We start from the raw sequence: 21484 nt of genomic DNA on the forward strand, positions 1-21484 counted from the left end.
GAATTTAACTTGAACAAAAAAGGCTAAACATCGCATGATACCTAAGCCCCAATCGTGGGGCTTAATCAATTCGTTCATTCCCTTTCTAAATACAGATAAAACTGACAAAACTTTAACAAATCTTTACACTACTCTCAATAATAATCATTGAGTCAATAAGTCATTACGTATAGAATACGGAAAATTTTACATTTTATTTACTTATGTCTAAAAATTTTCTTAATTATCTACGTTCTCGCCTATTTTGGTTATGGCTATTTTGGTTTTCTTTTCTCACCCAAACTATTTCTCCTGAAGATAGCATTTTTTATGGATTATTTGTTATATACATCCTCTATTACTTAATTTTTTCATTTAATCGGAAAATATTTTGGTATTTTGTCACATTTATTACAATAACATTATCTCTTTATTATCCTGTCTATTTATCTTATGGCAAGCCAAATTCCGGTATTATTGCCGCGTTTTTTGAAACTAACCCGGCAGAATCTTTTGAATTTTTAGGGAAACTTAAATTATCTAATTTAGGATTACCTATATTATTTACATTCTCTTTTTATGTTTTATATAAACTAAAAAAATATGCGATTAACCAAGTAGAAATCTCAGCAAAAGAACAAAAATATAAAAAAATCTTAAACGGCTTTCTTGCTATTGTGACAATCTTCAGTGTGATCTGGGTGCCAACCCAGTTCTATATTCAAAATGTATCCAATGATAAAGTGGATGCACACTGGACATTGGCTAATAGCCCAGTTAATCTCATTTCATTTTATGCTAACATCATTGAAAGTATTGCTGATTATTATCATGATAAAAGCGATCTTGAAAACGTGCAAAATATTACTCCACCTTGGCATATTATTTCGGCAAAACCTCAATATAAAAACTATGTTTTAATTATTGGTGAAAGTGCGAGAAGAGACTATATGTCAACTTATGGTTTTCATTTACCCACCACGCCATTTTTAGATAAAACAAAGGGATATATTAATGCAGGTTATATTTCCAGTGCACCTGCCACCTATCATTCACTGTTAAATACATTACATTTCAACCCTAAAGATCAGGGAAAAAAAGATTACTCTTATAATATTATTACATTAGCTAAAATGGCCGGCATAAAAACATTTTGGTTATCCAATCAAGGCAGCATAGGTAAATATGATACGCTCGCCAGTCGGTTAGGTGTGGCTGCCGATTTTCATTACTTCACTAAAAAAGGCGGTTTTACGACCAATAATGCCGATGATATGGCATTATTAGATGAACTAAAAACCAGATTCAAGGAAAAAACTTACTCAAATAATGTGAGACTTTTCGTCATTCATTTAATGGGTTCGCACCGTAATTTTTGTCAGCGACTTAAAGAAGAAGAGAAAAAGCTGGAATTTATTAATGAGAGTCTTTCTTGTTATGTAAACACAATTTTAAAAACGGATAAATTCATTGAGGAAACAGTGACTTTATTAAAAGAACAAAATGAGCCTTATTCGTTAATTTATTTTTCAGATCATGGTTTATCTCATACGCATAAAGAAGATAAAAAAGAAGTTGATTTAGATTTTGGTGACAAATACAAACAAAACTTTGACGTTCCTTTTGTTAAAATATCTAGTGATGATAAGGTTCGGGAGGTAGTTAATCTTAAACGAAGTGCATTTAACTTTATTTATGGTTTCTCTCAATGGATAGGCGTAGAAACAAAAGAGTTAAATCCCCATTATAATTTCTTTTCAAATAAAGATGATAAGGATATTAAAGTTTTTAACTTTGAAGAAAATATTCCTTATGACACATTAAAGGATGATAACATTCCAACATTTTAATCTATTACTTATATTAGGATTAGGGTAACACGATGAATCAATATAGTGCTAAAACAGTAAAAGCCGTCTTTTTTATGTCAGGCTTTGCCGCATTAATCTATCAAATCGCTTGGCAGAGAATGTTATTTACCGCCTTTGGTGTGGATCTAGAATCTATTACTATTATTATCGCCGTTTTTATGGCAGGTCTTGGTATCGGCGCTTACTTTGGTGGGCGTATAGCGGATAAATTTTCTAAACATATCATTCTTTATTTTGCCCTGACCGAGATTGGTATTGGTATCTTTGGTTTCGCAAGCCCGACCTTAATTGAGTTCGTCAAAGCGTTATTCTTGCACTCAAGTGTGACAACTGTTGCTTTGTCTAACTTTATATTGCTGCTTTTCCCAACATTTCTCATGGGAAGCACATTGCCACTATTAACACAATATTTGAACCAGCATTTTGATAATATTGGCAATAATATTGGCTGGTTATATTTTACCAACACATTAGGTGCAGCATTTGCTTGTATAAGTGTTGGTTTTTTCCTATTTAATCACTTAACCATTACTCAAGTAATTTATTTAGCAGCAATCGTTAACTGTCTTGTTGCAACAATTATTTTTATTAAATACGGAAGAAAGGGGTAAATCATGACAATCACGAAAAAAGCAATCATCCTGTCCTTCTTAAGTGGTTTTCTCAGCTTAGGGCTTGAGATGATTTGGATTAGATTATTTAGTTTCTATGGCGTCTCTCTTCCGCAAATTTTTTCATTAACACTTGCGCTATTTTTATTAGGTATTGCCTGCGGTTCTCTGATTGGTAAAAATCTATGTCAATCCGGTAAAGGAAATATCAACTATATTGGTTATTCCTTTATTTTTTCAGCACTACTTGATTGTTTGGCAATTGCGCTATTAATTTATTTCCCAATCCAAGGTATATTCGGTATTTTTATTGCTTCCATTTTCTTTTGTGCATTAGCACGGGGAATTGTTTTCCCAATCGTGCATCACCTTGGTGCAGAACAAAAGAAAACCGGCGCGGCAATTTCTAACGTTTATTTTGCCAATGTCGTCGGCTGTACCATCTCACCAATACTGATTGGTTTTTACCTTTTAGATATTTTTACCACGCAACAAACCTATTTTCTCATTATATTCATCACGTTGTTGACTGCCATGCTTTGTGTAAAAGAAAAATGGTTAAAAATAGCAACTGCTGTTGCAAGTATCATGGTGATTACAACAACCCTCACTGTACCTGAAGAAATCATTCATTCACTGGCAAAAAGGATGGATGATGATGGAAAACCATTAAAATTAGAGAAATTAATTGAAAATAAACATGGCTTTATTCAAGTTTATTTAAATGATAAAAACGATGAACTGGTTTTTGGTGGTAATGTTTATGATGGCATGTTAAATACCAGCTTGACAAATAACCATAATGGTATCGAACGTGCCTACTTATTACCGGTTATTGCGCCTCACGCCAAAAATATTTTAGTGATTGGCTTAAGTACAGCATCATGGACAAGGGTACTTACCTCCATGCCGGAATTAGAATCCATGACGGTTATTGAACTTAACCCTGCCTATCCGCAACTTGCCGGTATGTATCCTGAAATGCAAAAATTCCTACAAGATAAACGCGTTAATCTGATTACGGATGATGGCCGTCGTTGGTTAAATAAAAATCCGGAGAAAAAATTTGATTTTATTCTGATGAATACAACATTCCACTGGCGAAATTATTCAAGCAATTTGCTAAGTCAAGAATTTTTAACGCTAGCAAAAGCGCATTTAAATCCGAAGGGTTTTATTTATTTTAATACGACCAGTTCTCTTGATGCTCACTATACCTCAAAAGCGGTTTTCCCATATAGCTATAGCTATATGAATATGTCATTAGCTTCATTGAATCCAATTCCTGAACTCACTAAAGAGCAAGTGGAATACAATATCTCCCGATTAAAATGGGAAAATGCGCAACCAGTATTCAGTTCTCAAGCAGAGCTAGAAAATGCGGCATCTCAAATTTATGGCAAACCATTAATCCCATACGAAAAGATCGATTTTTCCTCGTTAAATCGCAAACCGGAAGTGATCACCGATACCAATATGATTACAGAATATAAATATGGTGCCTTTAATCAATAATGTGAATACTAAGGAGGCCAAGGCCTCCTTGATTCATTTTGTTGCAATTATGCTTTGCGGTATCACCACTCAAAAATAGCAGAAAAAATCACCGCACTTCTCGTGATTCTTTTTTAGATCGTGCCTCTTTTTCAAATCTTTGAAGAAAACCCTATACTTTTTTTGTACTAGTGTAGTAGTATATTGCTCATCATAAAAAGTGCGGTCATTTTTTAAATCAATGTTGCCGTACACCAATCTCACAATAAGGAGAAATCAATATGACAAAAATTGCATTAGTCACAGGCGCTACTGCCGGTTTTGGGAACGCCATTTGTCGCACATTGTTAAAAGCCGGTTATTTAGTCATCGGTACAGGAAGAAGACAAGAACGTTTAGCACAATTAGAACAAGAATACGGCAATAAATTCTTTCCTCTCGCCTTTGATATTTCTGATCGTCATGCGACTGAAAAGGCATTAAAGACACTGCCGGCAGAATTACAAGCCATAGATTTATTAGTGAATAACGCAGGTCTTGCCCTTGGCTTAGAAACAGCGGATAAGTCCGATTTAGATGACTGGGAAAAAATGATCGATACCAACGTGAAAGGTTTGGTCACCGTAACCCGTTTGGTTTTGCCGCAAATGGTCGCGCGTAATCAAGGGCATATCATTAATTTAGGCTCGATTGCCGGCAATTACGCCTATCCGGGCGGTAACGTTTACGGCGGCACAAAAGCCTTCGTGAAACAATTTAGTTTAAACCTCCGTGCTGATTTAGCCGGCACCAACGTGCGTGTTTCCAATGTAGAACCCGGTTTATGTGGCGGCACAGAATTTTCTAACGTGCGCTTTAAAGGCGATGATGCCCGTGCAGCACAAGTGTATGAAAACGTGCAATATGTCACGCCGCAAGATATTGCCAATATCGTGTTATGGCTTAACCAACAACCGGAGCACGTAAACATTAACCGAATTGAAGTCATGCCGACAGCACAAACCTTTAACCCGTTAAAAGTAAGCAAAAATGACTAAACAACCTGGCAAACTTTCCCGTTTTTTAACTGAAATTACTGAGCCTTATTTGGCCTTTTTACGTGGGCTAACGCCTGCCCTGCTGTTTTTTGTGCTGTATATGGTGATGACGGAATACATTAAAGATCCGGAGTTTAGAAAAGGATTATTTTTCTACATTAATGAGCCTGATTTAATCGACATCGTCTATTATGTCATCCGTTGCTTTGTCGCCATTCCATTGTTAATTATGCTCTCGGCTTACTTACTCAGTTTACGGAGTTTTTACTTAAAGCAACAAAATATCCTTGCCGAGATTGGTTTTAGCCCGATGGCAACCTTTTTACTTTGGGCAATTTTTTGGTTAATTCAACTGATTTCAAGTGTATTTGTTGTTTTATTCGCTGTCATAAATTTCTACAAAATCTACGATAGCCTGTTTTTAATGTCATAAGGAAAGCCTATGTCAGACACGATTTTAAACCCTTATTTCGGTGAGTTCGGCGGTATGTACGTGCCGGAGATTCTCATACCGGTGCTACAACAATTAGAAAAAGCGTTTGTTGAAGCCAAAGACGATCCTGAATTTCAACGTGAATTTCAGGATCTCCTGAAAAATTATGCCGGCAGACCGACCGCACTTACCCTTTGCCGTAACTTAACCAAAGGCACGAAAGCCAAAATTTATTTAAAACGGGAAGATTTGCTCCACGGCGGTGCTCATAAAACTAACCAAGTATTAGGTCAAATTTTGCTGGCAAAACGCATGGGCAAAACTCGCATTATCGCAGAAACCGGCGCAGGGCAACATGGCGTTGCAACGGCCCTCGCTTGTGCCATGTTGGATATGCCTTGCCGCATTTATATGGGCGCAAAAGACGTGGAACGCCAATCACCCAATGTCTTCCGTATGCGCTTAATGGGCGCCGAAGTGGTTCCTGTGCAAAAAGGTTCTTGCTCCTTAAAGGATGCGTGCTGTGAAGCCATGCGTGATTGGTCAGCGAATTATGAAAACACTCATTATTTACTAGGTACAGCGGCAGGCCCTCATCCCTTCCCAACCATTGTACGCGAATTCCAAAAAATGATTGGCGAAGAAACCAAACGTCAAATCTTAGAAAAAGAAGGTCGCCTGCCGGATGCGGTGATTGCAGCCGTAGGCGGCGGCTCAAACGCTATCGGTATGTTTACGGATTTCATTGATGAACCGAATGTGCGTCTAATTGGCGTAGAACCTGCCGGTCACGGCATTGAAACAGGTGAACATGGCGCGCCGTTAGGCCATGCGAAAGTGGGTATTTATTTCGGGATGAAATCGCCGTTAATGCAAACAGAAGACGGCCAAGTGGAAGAATCCTACTCGATTTCTGCGGGGCTAGACTTCCCTTCTGTCGGACCGCAACACGCCTATTTGCAAAGCATTGGGCGTGCGGAATACCCAAGCATTACCGATGATGAAGCCTTAAATGCGTTCCAAGCACTGGCAAAACATGAAGGCATTATTCCAGCATTGGAAAGCTCTCACGCCCTTGCGCACGCCTTAAAAATGATCCGCCAAGAACCGAATAAAGCACAAATTTTAGTGGTGAATTTATCCGGTCGTGGCGATAAAGATATCTTCACTGTTGATAAAGTATTAAAAGAAAAAGGAATGCAATCATGAGCCGTTTTGAAACGACCTTTTCCCGATTACGCGCAAAAAAGGAAGGCGCATTCGTTCCTTTCGTTACCTTATGTGACCCGACATTTGACCGTTCTTTTGAAATTATTTGTACCCTCGTGGATAACGGCGCAGATGCCTTAGAGTTGGGTTTTCCATTTTCCGATCCCTTATTGGATGGTCCGGTAATTCAAGCCGCGAATAATCGTGCGCTTAATGCTGGGCATAGCACGGAAGACAGCTTTAAATTGCTTGCCAAAGTGCGGTCAAAATATACGGAGATTCCCATCAGCCTATTACTTTGCGCCAATTTAATTTTTGCCAAAGGCTTGGATAATTTTTATCAACGTTGCGCGGAAGTCGGTGTGGATGCTGTTTTAGTGGCGGACATTCCATTATTGGCAAAAGAAGACTATGTCCAAGCAGCCCAAAAACACGGTATTCAACCCGTCTTTATTTGCCCGCCAAATGCGGATGAAAAAACGATTCAAGGTGTGGCTGAAAGCAGTGAAGGTTATACATATTTGGTCTCGCGTGCTGGCGTGACCAGCGCAGAAAATCAAAGTCATGCGGCTAACTTAGATACCCTTGTAGAGCAACTCAAAGCTCACCATGCCCCGCCTATCCTGCAAGGTTTCGGCATTGCCCAACCGGCGCAAGTAAAAGAAGCATTACAACTTGGTGCAGCAGGTGCGATTTCCGGTTCGGCAACCGTAAAAATCATTGAGCGAAATTTAGAAAATCATGCCCAATGTTTAACGGAGCTCTCTGAGTTTGTTCGCAACATGAAAGCCGCCACGAAATAACAGAAAATAATTCCCTTAAATATAGCACCTTAACGAATTAATCTTTGCTAAGGTGCTTTTTTACAATCTTTTACTTTTTCCGTAACGAGACTTCGCCTGCATTAAAATATTGCACACCATTTTCTGTCATGAGACATAAATGACCTTGCGCATTAATCCCCTGTTCAATACCTGAAATGGTGCTTTTTTCGCTTATCACATTCACTTCTGTGCCTAAATAGGCATCATATTCCAGCCATTGTTGTTGCATTTCCGCATCAATGCCGTGCTGTTCAAAACGCGCTAAATAACGATAAATAGTATTGACCATTTGTATAATCAGTTTCTCACGATCAATATGTGGGAAAAATTCCACCAACTCTGCCCAGGGTTGATCGATTTGTTTTTCTTGTCCAAGAGAAACATTCATGCCAATGCCAACAACCAAATTGAGTTTACCGTTAGGGCGATTAACAATTTCCACCAAAATACCGGCAAGTTTTCGCTCATTGACCAAAATATCATTCGGCCATTTGACTTGAAATCCGTACATGTCCAATTCAACCAACGCCTGCACAATCGCCAAGCCAATCACGGTACTTAATCCATCTAAAGGTTTACGAGGATCCAATTGCCAGTAAAAACTCATGATAATTTGCCCGGCAAAAGGCGAAATCCATTGTCGCCCACGACGACCACGCCCGGCGGTTTGATATTCAGCCAAGCAAAGATCCCCTTTTTGAAGGTGAGCAACATTCTCTAATAAATATTGATTGGTTGAAGAAATGACCGGTTTAACCACCACATGATAAGGCTTTAACGCCTCCGCTAGACGTTTTTCATTTAATAAAGGTAATTCGGGGATCACATAAAGATGCTCGTTTTCTAGTGTAAAATGCAGTCCTTGTTGCTCCATCTGGCGCACTTCTGCGAATAATTCCTCTTTGCTGCAAGCTAAAAGTGCGGTCAAATTTTCCAATGAATTTTCCACCTCGCTTGTCAGTAATTCTAGTAATTTCGCCATAAATCCTTCCTGTTTTTCCGCGTCTAAACGGTGGTTATCATACGCTAAAAACGCAAATTTTTTATCATTTTTTCTTTTCAAATACGGGATGGATCTGTATAATCCGCCCGCAATATTTTTTCATCATTTTAACTTAAAGAGAGATATTGCAATGGCATTACGCATCTTAAAAGAAGCACTCACATTTGACGACGTTCTTCTTGTTCCAGCTCACTCCACTGTGTTACCTAACACTGCTAACCTTTCTACTCAATTAACCTCAACAATTCGTTTGAACATTCCTATGTTGTCAGCGGCAATGGATACGGTAACCGAAACCAAATTGGCCATTTCCCTTGCACAAGAAGGCGGCATTGGCTTTATTCACAAAAACATGTCCATTGAACGCCAAGTGGATCGTGTGCGTAAAGTGAAAAAATTTGAAAGCGGTGTGGTTTCCGATCCCATTACGGTAACACCCACATTAACCATCAGCGAATTAAAAGCCATTGCACAGAAAAATGGCTTTGCCGGCTATCCGGTTGTCGATGCTGAAGGTAATTTAGTCGGTATTATCACCGGTCGCGATACCCGTTTTGTCTCTGATTTAAACAAAACCGTTGCCGATTTCATGACACCGAAATCTCGTTTGGTTACAGCTAAAGAAGGGGCAAAACGTGAAGAGATTTTCCAATTAATGCACGAACATCGCGTAGAGAAAGTCTTAATTGTTGATGATAACTTCAAATTAAAAGGCATGATTACCTTAAAAGACTATCAAAAAGCAGAACAAAAACCGAATGCCTGTAAAGATGAATTTGGTCGTTTGCGCGTGGGCGCGGCGGTTGGCGTAGGCCCTGGCAACGAAGAACGCATTGATGCGTTAGTCCAGGCCGGCGTCGATGTTTTATTAATCGACTCTTCTCACGGACACTCCGAAGGCGTGTTACAACGTGTGCGTGAAACGCGTGCAAAATACCCAAATCTACCGATTGTTGCCGGTAACGTCGCCACTGCAGAAGGCGCACTTGCTTTGGCTGATGCCGGTGCGAGCGCAGTCAAAGTGGGGATTGGCCCTGGCTCTATTTGTACCACCCGTATCGTCACCGGCGTGGGCGTGCCACAAATCACCGCCATTTCTGATGTGGCTGAAGCCTTAAAAGATCGCGGTATTCCAGTGATTGCCGACGGCGGTATCCGTTACTCCGGCGACATTGCGAAAGCGCTTGCGGCAGGCGCCAGTTGCGTCATGGTCGGTTCCATGTTTGCCGGTACAGAAGAAGCACCGGGCGAAATTGAACTGTATCAAGGTCGTGCGTTCAAATCTTACCGTGGCATGGGCTCTCTTGGTGCCATGGCGAAAGGCTCAAGCGACCGTTATTTCCAATCCGATAACGCCGCCGACAAATTAGTACCGGAAGGCATTGAAGGCCGTATTCCTTATAAAGGCTTGCTCAAAGAAATCATTCACCAACAAATGGGCGGATTACGTTCTTGCATGGGATTAACCGGCTGCGCTACCATTGATGACTTACGCACAAAAGCCCAATTCGTGCGTATCAGTGGTGCAGGCATTAAAGAAAGCCACGTGCATGATGTTACCATCACCAAAGAAGCGCCGAACTATCGCATGAGCTAATTGGACTGTTCGAGTAACAAACAAAAAAGTGCGGTGGATTTTTAAAATAGTTTTAAATCCACCGCACTTTTTCTTTTCGGTATTTTTTAATATCTCACTACTCGACTTTCACAATCCAGCCTTCCGGTGCTTCGACATCGCCAAATTGAATGCCGGTGAGTTCATCATAAAGACGTTTAGTAATTGGACCAACTTCAGTTTCTGAATAGAACACATGGAAGTCATCGCCATATTGAATACCACCGATAGGTGAAATAACCGCAGCCGTACCGCAAGCGCCTGCTTCGGCGAATTTATCGAGTTCATTGATATAGACATCGCCTTCAATGGTTTCCATGCCTAAACGTTCTTTGGCTAAGTGAAGCAAGGAATATTTGGTAATACTTGGCAAAATGGAGTCTGAACGTGGTGTGATAAATTTATTATCGCGCGTAATGCCGAAGAAGTTTGCCGCGCCCACCTCTTCAATTTTGGTATGGGTTTTCGGATCAAGATAAATGGCATCGGCAAATTGGCGTTTTGCGGCAAGTTCATGTGGTAATAGGCTTGCTGCGTAGTTTCCGCCGACTTTGACGCCACCGGTGCCATGCGGTGCTGCTCGGTCATAATCGGTTACCAAGAAATTAGATGGTTTCATGCCACCTTTGAAATAAGCACCAACCGGACAACAGAACACACAGAAAAGATATTCCGGTGCAGGACGTACGCCGATATTTTCACCAACGCCAATAACGAATGGACGCAAATAAAGTGTGGCACCGGTGCCATAAGGGGCTACCCATTTTTCGTTAGCTTTCACCACTTCTTTACAGGCGCGAATAAATAACTCTGTCGGCACTTGTGGCATTAACAGGCGATCACAGGTGTTTTGCATACGTTTCGCGTTTTGATCCGGACGGAAAAGGTTGATTGAACCGTCTTTGCAACGATACGCTTTTAAACCTTCGAAACATTGTTGTCCATAATGCAGTGCTGTAGAACCTTCGTGAATATGTAATGTGCTATCTGTCGTTAATTCACCGTTGTCCCATTTGCCGTCTTTCCAACGGGCGATAAAACGATAATCTGTTTTGATATAACTGAATCCGAGATTTTTCCAATCAAGTAAGTCTGACATGCTATTTCCTTAATATATTTCGATTAAATCGTTTTTAATCTACACCATTCCATCTGGATTGAAAATATTTTCATCGTAAAAATCGCTGAATTTTTGAAATAATAACGGCATTGTTTTTGGCGTTTTGTGAACTGGCGCAAGAAATAAACGGCTAACTATGGTAGAATTTCCCATAAAAAACACCGCTCTTTTGCGGAGCGGTGTCTGGCGAAAATGGCCGAATATACAGGAAATGAAAAGAAAGTGTAACTTTCGTTACTCACGTTTGGAAAAACCAAACAATATGCAAACACAACATCATACTTAATTGAAAATCTTAACAAAGAAGAAATCACGACTTAAGTATGGTTTCATTCTAAGTAGAATGCGCATAATGGGCAAAAGAGATTTTTTTATCAAACTGATTAAAAAAAATAATCTGATTGTTTTCTAAAAAATGAATCACTGAGAAATACTATGTATAAACGTTTGCCACCTTTAAATTCGCTCAAAGCATTTGAATCTGCCGCCCGATTTTTAAGTTTCACAAAAGCGGCAGATGAATTGTTTGTGACGCAAGCGGCAATTAGCCATCAAATCAAACTGCTGGAGGATTTCTTAGGCGTTGCATTATTTAAACGCAAAAATCGTGCGCTGGAATTAACGGATTTTGGCAAAGCCTATTATGCCGACATCACGAAAATCCTACACCGTTTGGTTGAGGCAACGGATAAATTGCTGGCCTTAAAAAATGATAAACATTTAACCATCAGCGTGCCACAAACCTTCGGTATCCAGTGGTTAGTGCCACGTTTGAGCGAATTTAATAAATTGTATCCCGATATTGAAGTGCGCTTAAAAGGGGTCGATCAAGATGAAGGCTTGCTCAGCCAAGATATTGATGTTGCGATTTATTACGGCAAAGGCAACTGGGATAACTTACAAGTGGATCCCTTGGTGGAAGAAGATTTGCTCATTCTCGCCTCACCGAAGTTATTGGCACAAAAGCCGATTCATCAACCACAGGATTTAAAACAGCATACCTTGTTGCACATTCATGCCCGCGATAATTGGCAACATATGGCAAATTATTTGGCATTGGAAGAATTAAATATTCAGCAAGGCCCAATTTTTAGTCATACGTTCATGGCGTTGCAAGCGGCAATTCATGAACAAGGCATCGTGCTTGCCAATCGACTTTTAGCGCAACAAGAGTTGGACAACGGCAATTTACAACCGGTATTTGATACCCATTTGCGGGATCCGAAATCCTTTTATGTGGTCAATCATTTAGATAACAGTAATGATGAGCGCATTGTGGCGTTCCGTTCCTGGATTATTCAAACCATTAATCAAGAAGAAAATAAACAAGAAAATGAATAAGTTGGCATTATATTGTCGGATGGGATTTGAGCGCGAGTTGGCGGCGGAAATCACCGATAAAGCAGCAGAAAAAGGCGTCTTTGGCTTCGCCCGTGTTACCGAAAACAGCGGCTATGTGATTTTTGAATGTTATCAGCCCAGTGAGGCGGATTTATTAGCGCGAGAATTGCCCTTTCAACAGCTGATTTTTGCGCGTCAAATGATCGTGGTTTCCGATTTGCTGACGGATTTACCGCAACAGGATCGCATTACCCCGATTCTTCAACAATATCAACAGATTGCAGAGACCATTCCATTAACAAACAGCAATGAATTATGGGTAGAAACCGCCGATACGAATGAAGCGAAAGAGTTACTTGGATTTTGCCGTAAATTCACTGTGCCACTGCGCCAAGCGTTGAAAAAGCAAGGATGGCTAAATGCAAAAAGTAACTTAAAGAGCGGTCTGACATTGCATGTTTTTTTCTTACAAAATAATACTTGTTATGTGGGCTACTCTTACAATCACAATCATGCTGCGCATTTAATGGGGATTCAACGTTTAAAATTCCCTGCCGATGCGCCAAGTCGCTCTACATTAAAATTGGAAGAGGCGATTTTGAGTTTTATTCCACGCCAAAAAGAAGCGGAATTGCTTAACGAAACCATGTATGCCGTGGATCTCGGCGCTTGTCCGGGCGGTTGGACATATCAGTTAGTGAAACGTGGATTGTTTGTGTATGCGGTGGATCACGGCAAAATGGCAGCCAGTCTGCATGATACGGGGCGTATTGAGCATTGTGCGGAAGACGGCTTTAAGTTTCAGCCGCCGAAACGACGTAAAATTGATTGGCTGGTGTGCGACATGGTGGAGCAACCAAGTCGAATTACCGAGTTAATGGTGAAATGGCTGTTGAACGGTTGGTGTCATAGCATGATCTTTAATTTGAAGCTGCCGATGAAAAAACGCTATGCGGAAGTACAACAATGTCTGCAATTTATTGCGGATAAATTGTCGCAGCAAGGGTTAAAATTCCAGTTACAGGCAAAACACCTGTATCACGATCGGGAAGAAATCACGGTTTACTTGCGTTTGCTATAAACGATTAGTATGAAGTAAAACCTAAAAATTTTTGTTTTTTATACCGCACTTTGTGCAAATAATTTGTAAAATAACCGCGCTATTTACGCCAAAGTGCGGTTGTTTTTTTCGCTATTTATGATGGGAGACAAGTATGCGTTGTCCTTTTTGTTCGACAGAAGAAACCAAAGTGATCGACAGTCGTTTGGTTTCTGACGGTTTTCAGGTGCGCCGCCGTAGAGAGTGCGGTCAGTGTCACGAACGTTTTACGACCTTTGAAACGGCAGAATTGATTGTGCCAAAAGTGATTAAAAATAACGGCAATCGAGAGCCGTTTAATGAAGATAAATTACGTCGTGGTATTCAACATGCCTTGGAAAAACGCCCTGTGAGTGCTGACGATGTGGAAAAAGCCATTAGCCGCATTATTCATAAATTGCGCGCGACCGGTGAACGCGAAGTGCCAAGTAAATTGGTCGGCACGTTAGTGATGGAAGAATTAAAGAATTTAGATAAAGTGGCGTATATCCGTTTTGCCTCCGTCTATTTGAGTTTTGATAACATCAACGAATTTAGCCAAGAAATCGAAAACTTAAAGGATCATTGATGAACGAACCATTTAGCCTGCAAGATGTTGCTTTTATGCAACTGGCGCTTGATTTAGCCAAACAGGGCGAATTCACTACAACGCCAAATCCTTCCGTGGGCTGTGTTTTGGTGAAAGATGGCAAGGTGGTTGGCAAAGGATTTCATGCGAAAGCCGGTGAGCCGCATGCGGAAGTGATGGCATTACGTGAAGCCGGGGAAAAGGCACGTGGTGCAACAGCTTATGTCACCTTAGAACCTTGTTCGCATTTTGGGCGTACACCGCCTTGTGCGAAAGGCTTGGTTGAGGCCGGCGTGAGTAAAGTGATTGCGGCGATGTGCGATCCTAACCCACAAGTGGCGGGCAAAGGGCTACAGATTTTAAGCGACGCAGGCATTGAAAGTGCGGTGGGATTATTGGAAGAAAATGCCGAACAGCTGAATAAAGGCTTTTTAAAACGCATGCGTACCGGCAAGCCTTTCGTACAGTTAAAACTGGCCATGAGTATTGACGGCAAAACCGCCATGGCAAGTGGCGAAAGCAAATGGATTACCGGCGCGCAGGCAAGGGCGGATGTACAGCAATATCGCGCCAAGGCTTCTGCGATCTTATCGACTTCACAAACCGTGCTGGCGGATGATCCCAGCTTAAATGTGCGTTGGGAAGAATTACCGCCTGACGTAAAAGCCGACTATGCACAAGAAAAATTACGCCAACCGGTGCGGGTGATTTTGGATTCTAGCCATAAAGTGCGGTCGGATTTTAAGGTATTTTTAACGGAATCACCGGTTTGGTTGGTGGGAGAAGACGATTATTCACTTACAGATTTTCCGCCTTTTACGGATTACTTAAAATTAGACAGAAACCAAGGCGAAACTCGTTTGCAGGCATTGATGGCAGAGTTAGGCAAGCGCCAAATTAACACCCTTTGGGTGGAAGCGGGCGCGACGTTGGCGGGCGCATTAATTGCTGAAAATCTGGTGGATGAACTGATTATTTACATGGCGCCAAAATTACTAGGCGATCAAGCCAGAGATTTATGCCATTTGCCTAATTTAACGCAACTTGCCGATGCGCCTTTATGGCAACTACAATCTTGCGAGCCTATCGGCGACGATCTCAAATTAATTTATATAAGAAAATGAGGAACTGATGTTAAAGAAACTTTTTCATTCGGCGATTATCGGCTTGGCTTCCGCTGCCGTGATTTTGTATGTCATGCCTAAAATCACTGACTCTCAACATGATGTTGCTTCCTATCGGGATGCTGTGCGTATTGCCTCGCCTGCCGTGGTGAATGTTTATAATCAAGCCTTTACTTCCTCTTCCTCTCAGTTCCAAGTGAATAACTTGGGGTCCGGCGTGATCATGTCGAAAGATGGCTACATTCTGACTAATAAGCACGTGATTCAAAATGCTGATCAAATTGTGGTGGCATTGCAAAACGGCAATATTTTTGATGCGGCATTAATTGGTTCGGATGCGTTAACGGATCTAGCCGTGTTAAAAATCAAAGCGGATAATTTATCCACGATTCCACAAAATCCTAATCGACCTGTGCATGTGGGCGATGTGGCGTTAGCCATTGGTAATCCATACAATTTGGGGCAAAGTGTGTCGCAAGGGATTGTCAGTGCGGTAGGGCGTAGTGCGGTCGGTGAAGCGCTGGGGCGCCAAAACTTTATCCAAACTGATGCCTCCATTAACCGAGGTAATTCCGGCGGAGCGTTAATTAATTCTGCCGGTGAGCTATTGGGTATCAGCACATTGAGTATCGGCAAAACCGCCAATGAAATCGCGGAAGGCTTAAATTTTGCGATTCCTATTGATTTAGCCAATGACGTCATGAAAAAAATTATTCGTGATGGACGTGTCATTCGTGGCTATTTCGGCGTGCAAACGGATATTTTATTTAGCAACGGGCAAGGGGCATCTTCGCAAGGTGTGCTCATCACCAGCATTATTCCGAATAGCCCAGCAGCAAAAGCCGGGTTACAGGCAGGCGATATTATTCTGAAAATCAATGAGGTCGAGGCACGTTCACCGGCAGAAATGATGAAACTTATCGCTGATGTGCGTCCGAATACACAGGTTCAGGTTGAAATTTCCCGCTTGGGACAAGAGTATAAGATTCCTGTGGTTATCGAAGAATATACCTTTAATTAATAGGTTGTGGCATGGAACAAATTAAAACCAGTCATTTTTTTGCCTGTTTGGATCGCTTAAGATTGATTCAGCGCTGGTCGCTTATGCGCAATATTGAACGAGAGAATTTAGCGGAACACAGCTTGCAGGTGGCTTTTGTTGCTCATGCGTTGGCGCTGATTAAAAACCGTTTTTACGGTGCCCAACTAAATGCAGATCGTATTGCCGTGATGGCGATGTATCACGACACATCAGAAATCTTCACCGGTGATTTACCTACCCCGATTAAGTATTTTAACGAGGAGATCACGCATGCCTATAAACAAATTGAAACGGCGGCTGAGTTGCATTTAATGAGTTTACTGCCGGAAGCATTACAAGCCGATTTTTTACCCTACTTGGATACTCAATGTTTTGCTGAGGAAGAAAAGCACATTGTGAAACAGGCGGATTTAATTTGTGCTTATATTAAGGTGAAATTTGAGCTGGAAAACGGCAATCAGGAATTTAAATCAGCAAAAGTGCGGTTAGAAAAATTGATGGATCAATGGCAAAGCCCCGAAATGAATTATTTTTTGCAGGTGTTTGTACCGAGTTTCGGTAAATCCATTGATGAAATTACGTTGTAAGTTTTTTCTTAGAAAATAGAACATCTTATGGAAGATACTCTATTAAGTTACTGATTTTGCTTAAAGAAACCAGCTAATTTTCCCACGGTCTTGTCTGCGTCTTTATCGTATAAAGATAATGTGGTGTAATCAATGAATATTAGTTCTTTCTTAGTAGAACCTGCCATCCAGATGAACTATCACAATAGAGAGATATTGTTTGGTTTCATCGAAGTTTCTTAGAGGATAAACCACACCATCCAATCAATACTGTTTTATTGATTTAAGGAATATGATTAAGTCAATTTTAGATATTAGAAAAACAGAATTTTATACGAAATTATCCTCTAAAAGTTTCTTTCTTATAGTCTCATAATTACCTTCTATGCCATTCATTAAGACAATAGACGAATCATCTAAAGAATAATCTTTCTTTAACTTTTCTACTCTTTCTTTATTTTCATCAAAGATAAGTAATGAAATATTTTTACCAAGCTCTTTACATGTAGATAGCTCTCTTTTTGTCCATTTGCTTTTCTCAATAAAATTTGATGTAACAATGAATATTCCTGTCTTGCATATTGAAATACCATCATAAATTTTCTTGTATATTAATTCCTCACTTAAATTATCATCTAAAGTCATTTCATTACGATCTAACCAAATTGGTATTTCTTTAGCACATAAATAATCACTAATTGGTAAAGCTATCTTATCTTTATCTAATGATGAATGACTAATAAAAATTGCTGGAATCTGATATCTGGCATTTTTATACTGAGGGTATTTAGTCTCAAAAGCAGAACGCTCTCCAAATAAATATGTAGGAAGGGATTTGTCTCTAATGAATAATTCAGATATTTTCTCGGGAAAAATAAAAAGTTTGTCAAATGAAAATAATGTATCTTCATTAATAAATGTTGCTATATTTCCACCTTCAGACAACCCTCCAAGAAATATATTATGCAAAGAATATTTATCATCAAACTGTTTTAACCACTCAGTAAACTTTTCCCTTTTTAGGTAATTTGTATCTATTGTAATAAAAATAAACACCTCAAATTCCCATGGGTTATTATTTACTTTGACACCAAATCCAGTAATTTCGTCGTTGTTAAATGTACAAAGAGCTTTTTTGATAAAAGATTTATCTTTTTGCCTATTAACATAAGATCCTTTAAATATGTAGGTTAGCAAATTCATATATCATCTCCTATAAATAATCTACGAATTATTTCTTCTCATTTTTCTACTCATGTCATACTGACAAGATTCTTTATCTCGATAAGTTAGATCAATAAGCAAATTTAAATCTTCAACATTTAAATCTTCCCATTTTGTAACAGATATTTTTACATTTTTAGCTAGTAAATTATCGATTATACGTTCTGGCAAATAAGGATATAGTCTTTCATACTCATCTCTAGAATCTATACTAATCCAATTGGTAATTAATGGGTATAAGTTATCCTTTTCCTTATTGCCATGAGCAGCTGTGATACACTGGGGATTTATTGAAGGAAGCTGTATTACCAAGATACCTGACTTTTTATTTGCCTTACCATCATACATACTGGAATAAAGTTCCCAATCAATATGTTTTCTATTTTTAGTTTCTGTTCCTACCAATAAAATTGTAACGGTAGTATCACGTAAGTATTCATCACGAATTTTCTTTCTAATTTCTTCATCAGATAAATCATCATTAATATCCCCAATATCAACAGAACCATCAATAAAAATATCATATTTGCTATTAAGCTCTAATAATTTTTCTTTTGCCCATTGATCATTATCATGATGATAACTAATAAAAACTTTATGCTTGGTCATTAAGACTGCCCTCCTTGCTAGATAAGTTTTTTAATCCCTTTTAGAATTAGATGAACACATTCATCAACAAAAGGTGTCTGCATCAATCTCTCGTATTCTTTGGCCGTTAGTCCTGCTTTTTTTTGCAAGCTCTGAGATTGAGATATTTTCAATGATAGATTTAATATTGTCATAATTAGCATTATTATTATGAGAACGCGCGATATCCTGTAATTCTTTATAGAATGCATTATGAGAAGTCTGCCATTCTTCCGTAAACTCTTCAGCCAAGCATCGATTCTTAATTGAATCACATAACTTACCGGTTAATCCCCCTAAACCACCAACTAAGAAAATTACTTTTTTCTCTTTATAAGCAATCAAGAACTCTTCTAAAACTCCAGGCATTTTTCCAAGGTAGTTTTCAAATTTTCCACCAGCAAAAACTCTTATATCCGAAGAATAAATAGATTTTTCTCTCATCTTGGTAAGACATCGAGACCAAATATATTTATTTGCAGAACAATTTGGTTCAAGAAAATGATCTTTATTCTGAATCAAACCTTCTACATCATCCGGTATATTAGCTTCTACGGGTTTTACTACAGTTTTATAATTTGCATACCACTTTGTATTTTCTTCTTTAGTATATAGAGGCCAAGCTAGGTGATTTTCTACAAATAGTTGATCTGTCTGCAACCTATCTCTTAAAACTGTTGCTTCATCGAGAATGAACTTCGTAAAACCTTCATCCCGTAAATCGCCACCATAAATTAGAGTGTGCTCACCAGCTAATAAATGTCGCGCTAAAGATTGAGAAAACCGCTTAAGTTCATCAATGCCCTGGTTGTATGTTTCATAACCGTCAGGAAGATAATCAGAAATAGATAGACCAATACGCAAGCTAGGACTAGCTTCATTCTCTTGTTTAGATGACCATAAGGGAGTAGAAACAGTAATGTTAAAATGATCCGTCCATTCTGTTTCTTCTTTATATAAAGGTGGTTCAGGGTAGCAAATAACTAAATTATCTTTATGCTCTTTATCTAAAATATCAACAATTTGTTGAATTTCTGGCGGCCTCGCAAAAATCTCAGCAGATTTATCAATCCAGCCTTGCTCTTGATAATATCGTAACAGTTTGTGTGCATGTTCAAAACGTATTGTTTCTAATAATGCTGCGATAAGAATCCTTAAAATATCTTTTTTTCCCAATGGCTCCGCAGTTATATGCACACAAGGAATATTTGATGCCGCAGGGAAAACTCTATCTTCGTATTCCTCCAAGCTATTCACAAGGATAATAGGGCGTCGTTCCCTTTTGGCACTTAAAATTTCTCTTTGACACCAATATCGAGAAGAGTAGGCATCACTTTCAATCGCAATGATTGTTGAGTTTTTAATATGATTTTCAATTTCTTGATCAAATTTAAATCCAGACGATATTTCATTTGCATCAAAAAATTTTTGCATATTGGAATTATCTAAAAAGTTTTTAATCGCTTCTGCGTGTTTTAAGCCAGTATCTCCTTTTTTAGCATGACTTAAAAATAGGCGAATCGAAGAATCAATGCCAAGGCTATTCTCAGTAACACCTTTTAAACCAAATCGATATAGCTCATGAGAAAGAAAGAGGATTGCATATTCTTTTTTTAGTTCAGTAGGCCAATCAAATGCCCGAATGCAATTTAAATTCTTCAGACGACCTGATGAAGTTTGGTTTAATCCTTCTCGTTCAATAGCTACAGGTACAATATGATAATTATCTTGCTCTGGTAACGAATTTATATAGCATTCCCAATCTGAATTCATCAAAGTATTACTGCTAATAAAAAGAAAAATCACATCTTTCGTAGCAAGTTTCTGTGGAATAGAAGATGGTGGGATTTTAGGTTTTTGTGAGCTGTATAAAAATGTTGGGATATTTAATTCTCTAGAAAATGGACGATCAATATCCCGTGTAAGATAACGACGAAATTCCATCATTGTAGAATAGATATTCCCTTTATCATCAGGATGCCAGATAAAATGAACAGCTAAAGGGGGTGTAATTTGTGTGGACATAAGAGATGATTCCTATATAAAAATTCCAAAATACCTAAACTACCAATGTGAGCCATTGCGATTATTGACAAAATAGTTGCGACTATTATGATGTAATCCACTTCCTCTCCTTTGAAAGGCCTCATGAATCCATTTTCTCAATTCACAGTAAGAGGTAGGATAAGAATAGATTTTGGCATAACCACTTTGAACATTACCATATAGTCTTGGTGGAATGTTGCACGGTGTATAATAAATACAACTATTATTTTCGGTCGGTCTTTGTGCGCAGTTAGGATAAAAATATGGGTCGTAGTGTGGAAAATAACTTGGCAACAGGATGCCGATTAGGCCAGAACGAGTATTTAGCCTTGAGGTTATTAGACTATATCCAATTTCCCAATCTACATGCTTACGTTGCCATGTATTCTGGCCAATAAGAACTATGGTTACCGAGGAATCAGAAATGTAGTTTTCACGAATCTCTCTGCGAATGGCATCCGTTTTATAATTTGGATCAATATCGCCATCTTAAACAGAACGATTAACAAATACCGGATCAAAGTCATTAGAAAATTGCCGTTCAAATTGTTGACGATAATAGTCATCTTGATGATGAAAACTTAAAAATACTTTATGTTTCGGAATATCAGAATTGTAATACATTTTTTCTCCTTAGGTTTTTCAAAATAA

Annotated in this window: 21 protein-coding genes and 1 pseudogene; 14 read left to right on the top strand and 8 right to left on the bottom strand. The window is 39.2% G+C overall.

Annotated features, from left to right (window positions below):
• The first annotated feature begins 203 nt into the window (after window positions 1–203).
• From J5X96_RS07340 to trpA, 7 genes and pseudogenes are all read left to right on the top strand, one after another.
• Window positions 204–1829: a phosphoethanolamine transferase gene (locus tag J5X96_RS07340; RefSeq protein ID WP_209362711.1), complete on the top strand. Its 1626-nt coding sequence runs from the start codon at window positions 204–206 to the stop codon at window positions 1827–1829.
• Between the two features lie 32 nt (window positions 1830–1861).
• Window positions 1862–2529, top strand: a pseudogene (locus J5X96_RS07345) (fused MFS/spermidine synthase).
• Complete coding sequence (locus J5X96_RS07350; RefSeq protein WP_209362713.1) at window positions 2465–3976, top strand: fused MFS/spermidine synthase; 1512 nt, start codon at window positions 2465–2467, stop codon at window positions 3974–3976. Before J5X96_RS07345 ends, J5X96_RS07350 begins: the two are co-directional and overlap by 65 nt.
• Before the next feature lie 260 nt (window positions 3977–4236).
• Complete coding sequence (locus tag J5X96_RS07355) at window positions 4237–4992, top strand: SDR family oxidoreductase (RefSeq protein ID WP_209362714.1); 756 nt, start codon at window positions 4237–4239, stop codon at window positions 4990–4992.
• Window positions 4985–5425: a hypothetical protein gene (locus tag J5X96_RS07360; RefSeq protein ID WP_021616941.1), complete on the top strand. Its 441-nt coding sequence runs from the start codon at window positions 4985–4987 to the stop codon at window positions 5423–5425. Before J5X96_RS07355 ends, J5X96_RS07360 begins: the two co-directional genes overlap by 8 nt.
• A gap of 9 nt (window positions 5426–5434) precedes the next feature.
• The gene (gene trpB, locus J5X96_RS07365) at window positions 5435–6634 is read left to right on the top strand and encodes a tryptophan synthase subunit beta (RefSeq protein ID WP_209362716.1); all 1200 of its coding nucleotides are present in this window, start codon (window positions 5435–5437) and stop codon (window positions 6632–6634) included.
• Window positions 6631–7437 carry a tryptophan synthase subunit alpha gene (gene trpA, locus J5X96_RS07370; RefSeq protein ID WP_209362718.1) on the top strand — a complete coding sequence of 269 codons (807 nt, stop codon included), beginning with the start codon at window positions 6631–6633 and terminating at the stop codon, window positions 7435–7437. The genes trpB and trpA overlap by 4 nt, the downstream gene beginning before the upstream one ends.
• A gap of 70 nt (window positions 7438–7507) precedes the next feature.
• Here the strand turns inward: trpA and birA are convergent, their stop codons facing one another.
• Window positions 7508–8521, bottom strand: a complete 1014-nt coding sequence (gene birA, locus J5X96_RS07375; protein WP_256436796.1) for a bifunctional biotin--[acetyl-CoA-carboxylase] ligase/biotin operon repressor BirA — start codon at window positions 8519–8521, stop codon at window positions 7508–7510.
• A gap of 70 nt (window positions 8522–8591) precedes the next feature.
• On the opposite strand from birA, the gene guaB reads away from it, so the two are divergent.
• Entirely contained in the window at window positions 8592–10058 is a 1467-nt protein-coding gene (gene guaB, locus J5X96_RS07380; protein ID WP_209362722.1) for an IMP dehydrogenase, read from the top strand.
• A gap of 97 nt (window positions 10059–10155) precedes the next feature.
• Here guaB and J5X96_RS07385 read toward each other — a convergent pair whose 3' ends face one another.
• Together J5X96_RS07385 and J5X96_RS09820 are read right to left on the bottom strand one after the other, a co-directional pair.
• The gene (locus J5X96_RS07385; protein ID WP_209362723.1) at window positions 10156–11175 is read right to left on the bottom strand and encodes a branched-chain amino acid aminotransferase; all 1020 of its coding nucleotides are present in this window, start codon (window positions 11173–11175) and stop codon (window positions 10156–10158) included.
• 39 nt (window positions 11176–11214) lie between these two features.
• Window positions 11215–11349 carry a hypothetical protein gene (locus J5X96_RS09820; RefSeq protein ID WP_256436797.1) on the bottom strand — a complete coding sequence of 45 codons (135 nt, stop codon included), beginning with the start codon at window positions 11347–11349 and terminating at the stop codon, window positions 11215–11217.
• A 282-nt stretch (window positions 11350–11631) separates the two neighbouring features.
• Between J5X96_RS09820 and J5X96_RS07390 the strand changes: the two genes are divergently transcribed.
• The 6 genes from J5X96_RS07390 to yfbR all read left to right on the top strand — a co-directional run bounded on the left by J5X96_RS07390 (window position 11632) and on the right by yfbR (window position 16957).
• Window positions 11632–12537 carry a transcriptional regulator GcvA gene (locus tag J5X96_RS07390; protein WP_209362725.1) on the top strand — a complete coding sequence of 302 codons (906 nt, stop codon included), beginning with the start codon at window positions 11632–11634 and terminating at the stop codon, window positions 12535–12537.
• Window positions 12530–13618, top strand: coding sequence for a 23S rRNA (cytidine(2498)-2'-O)-methyltransferase RlmM (rlmM, locus tag J5X96_RS07395; protein WP_209362726.1), 1089 nt, complete (start codon window positions 12530–12532; stop codon window positions 13616–13618). The genes J5X96_RS07390 and rlmM overlap by 8 nt, the downstream gene beginning before the upstream one ends.
• Before the next feature lie 133 nt (window positions 13619–13751).
• Window positions 13752–14204 (top strand): transcriptional regulator NrdR, encoded by a 453-nt coding sequence (gene nrdR / locus J5X96_RS07400; protein WP_006718479.1) that lies wholly within the window; start codon window positions 13752–13754, stop codon window positions 14202–14204.
• Entirely contained in the window at window positions 14204–15328 is a 1125-nt protein-coding gene (ribD, locus tag J5X96_RS07405; RefSeq protein ID WP_209362728.1) for a bifunctional diaminohydroxyphosphoribosylaminopyrimidine deaminase/5-amino-6-(5-phosphoribosylamino)uracil reductase RibD, read from the top strand. Before nrdR ends, ribD begins: the two co-directional genes overlap by 1 nt.
• A gap of 7 nt (window positions 15329–15335) precedes the next feature.
• Window positions 15336–16349 carry an outer membrane-stress sensor serine endopeptidase DegS gene (gene degS / locus J5X96_RS07410; RefSeq protein WP_209362729.1) on the top strand — a complete coding sequence of 338 codons (1014 nt, stop codon included), beginning with the start codon at window positions 15336–15338 and terminating at the stop codon, window positions 16347–16349.
• 11 nt (window positions 16350–16360) lie between these two features.
• A complete protein-coding gene (yfbR, locus tag J5X96_RS07415) occupies window positions 16361–16957 on the top strand; it encodes a 5'-deoxynucleotidase (protein ID WP_209362731.1) in 597 nt (198 codons plus the stop codon).
• A gap of 309 nt (window positions 16958–17266) precedes the next feature.
• On the opposite strand, the gene J5X96_RS07420 is transcribed toward yfbR, so the two are convergent.
• The 5 genes from J5X96_RS07420 to J5X96_RS09790 form a co-directional block, all read right to left on the bottom strand.
• Window positions 17267–18139: a toll/interleukin-1 receptor domain-containing protein gene (locus J5X96_RS07420; RefSeq protein WP_209362733.1), complete on the bottom strand. Its 873-nt coding sequence runs from the start codon at window positions 18137–18139 to the stop codon at window positions 17267–17269.
• Between the two features lie 21 nt (window positions 18140–18160).
• Window positions 18161–18769: a TIR domain-containing protein gene (locus J5X96_RS07425; protein WP_209362735.1), complete on the bottom strand. Its 609-nt coding sequence runs from the start codon at window positions 18767–18769 to the stop codon at window positions 18161–18163.
• A 63-nt stretch (window positions 18770–18832) separates the two neighbouring features.
• The gene (locus J5X96_RS07430; RefSeq protein ID WP_209362737.1) at window positions 18833–20812 is read right to left on the bottom strand and encodes a TIR domain-containing protein; all 1980 of its coding nucleotides are present in this window, start codon (window positions 20810–20812) and stop codon (window positions 18833–18835) included.
• A gap of 39 nt (window positions 20813–20851) precedes the next feature.
• Complete coding sequence (locus J5X96_RS09855; RefSeq protein ID WP_209364792.1) at window positions 20852–21313, bottom strand: TIR domain-containing protein; 462 nt, start codon at window positions 21311–21313, stop codon at window positions 20852–20854.
• Window positions 21314–21322: 9 nt separating this feature from the next.
• A complete protein-coding gene (locus J5X96_RS09790) occupies window positions 21323–21457 on the bottom strand; it encodes a TIR domain-containing protein (protein WP_245193458.1) in 135 nt (44 codons plus the stop codon).
• Window positions 21458–21484: the final 27 nt, after the last annotated feature.

Source organism: Aggregatibacter sp. 2125159857, from assembly GCF_017798005.1.
In the GTDB taxonomy this organism is placed as follows: Bacteria; Pseudomonadota; Gammaproteobacteria; order Enterobacterales; family Pasteurellaceae; genus Aggregatibacter.

What these genes read in the sequence shown, in the direction of transcription:
- trpA (WP_209362718.1), top strand. Translation starts at nt 6,631, where the DNA reads ATGAGCCGTTTTGAAACGACCTTTTCCCGATTACGCGCAAAAAAGGAA.
- J5X96_RS07385 (WP_209362723.1), bottom strand. Translation starts at nt 11,175, where the DNA reads ATGTCAGACTTACTTGATTGGAAAAATCTCGGATTCAGTTATATCAAA.
- rlmM (WP_209362726.1), top strand. Translation starts at nt 12,530, where the DNA reads ATGAATAAGTTGGCATTATATTGTCGGATGGGATTTGAGCGCGAGTTG.
- ribD (WP_209362728.1), top strand. Translation starts at nt 14,204, where the DNA reads ATGAACGAACCATTTAGCCTGCAAGATGTTGCTTTTATGCAACTGGCG.
- yfbR (WP_209362731.1), top strand. Translation starts at nt 16,361, where the DNA reads ATGGAACAAATTAAAACCAGTCATTTTTTTGCCTGTTTGGATCGCTTA.
- nrdR (WP_006718479.1), top strand. Translation starts at nt 13,752, where the DNA reads ATGCGTTGTCCTTTTTGTTCGACAGAAGAAACCAAAGTGATCGACAGT.
- J5X96_RS09790 (WP_245193458.1), bottom strand. Translation starts at nt 21,457, where the DNA reads ATGTATTACAATTCTGATATTCCGAAACATAAAGTATTTTTAAGTTTT.
- guaB (WP_209362722.1), top strand. Translation starts at nt 8,592, where the DNA reads ATGGCATTACGCATCTTAAAAGAAGCACTCACATTTGACGACGTTCTT.
- J5X96_RS07355 (WP_209362714.1), top strand. Translation starts at nt 4,237, where the DNA reads ATGACAAAAATTGCATTAGTCACAGGCGCTACTGCCGGTTTTGGGAAC.
- J5X96_RS07360 (WP_021616941.1), top strand. Translation starts at nt 4,985, where the DNA reads ATGACTAAACAACCTGGCAAACTTTCCCGTTTTTTAACTGAAATTACT.
- J5X96_RS07340 (WP_209362711.1), top strand. Translation starts at nt 204, where the DNA reads ATGTCTAAAAATTTTCTTAATTATCTACGTTCTCGCCTATTTTGGTTA.
- J5X96_RS07425 (WP_209362735.1), bottom strand. Translation starts at nt 18,769, where the DNA reads ATGACCAAGCATAAAGTTTTTATTAGTTATCATCATGATAATGATCAA.
- J5X96_RS07420 (WP_209362733.1), bottom strand. Translation starts at nt 18,139, where the DNA reads ATGAATTTGCTAACCTACATATTTAAAGGATCTTATGTTAATAGGCAA.
- J5X96_RS07430 (WP_209362737.1), bottom strand. Translation starts at nt 20,812, where the DNA reads ATGTCCACACAAATTACACCCCCTTTAGCTGTTCATTTTATCTGGCAT.
- J5X96_RS07390 (WP_209362725.1), top strand. Translation starts at nt 11,632, where the DNA reads ATGTATAAACGTTTGCCACCTTTAAATTCGCTCAAAGCATTTGAATCT.
- J5X96_RS09820 (WP_256436797.1), bottom strand. Translation starts at nt 11,349, where the DNA reads ATGGGAAATTCTACCATAGTTAGCCGTTTATTTCTTGCGCCAGTTCAC.
- J5X96_RS07350 (WP_209362713.1), top strand. Translation starts at nt 2,465, where the DNA reads ATGACAATCACGAAAAAAGCAATCATCCTGTCCTTCTTAAGTGGTTTT.
- degS (WP_209362729.1), top strand. Translation starts at nt 15,336, where the DNA reads ATGTTAAAGAAACTTTTTCATTCGGCGATTATCGGCTTGGCTTCCGCT.
- trpB (WP_209362716.1), top strand. Translation starts at nt 5,435, where the DNA reads ATGTCAGACACGATTTTAAACCCTTATTTCGGTGAGTTCGGCGGTATG.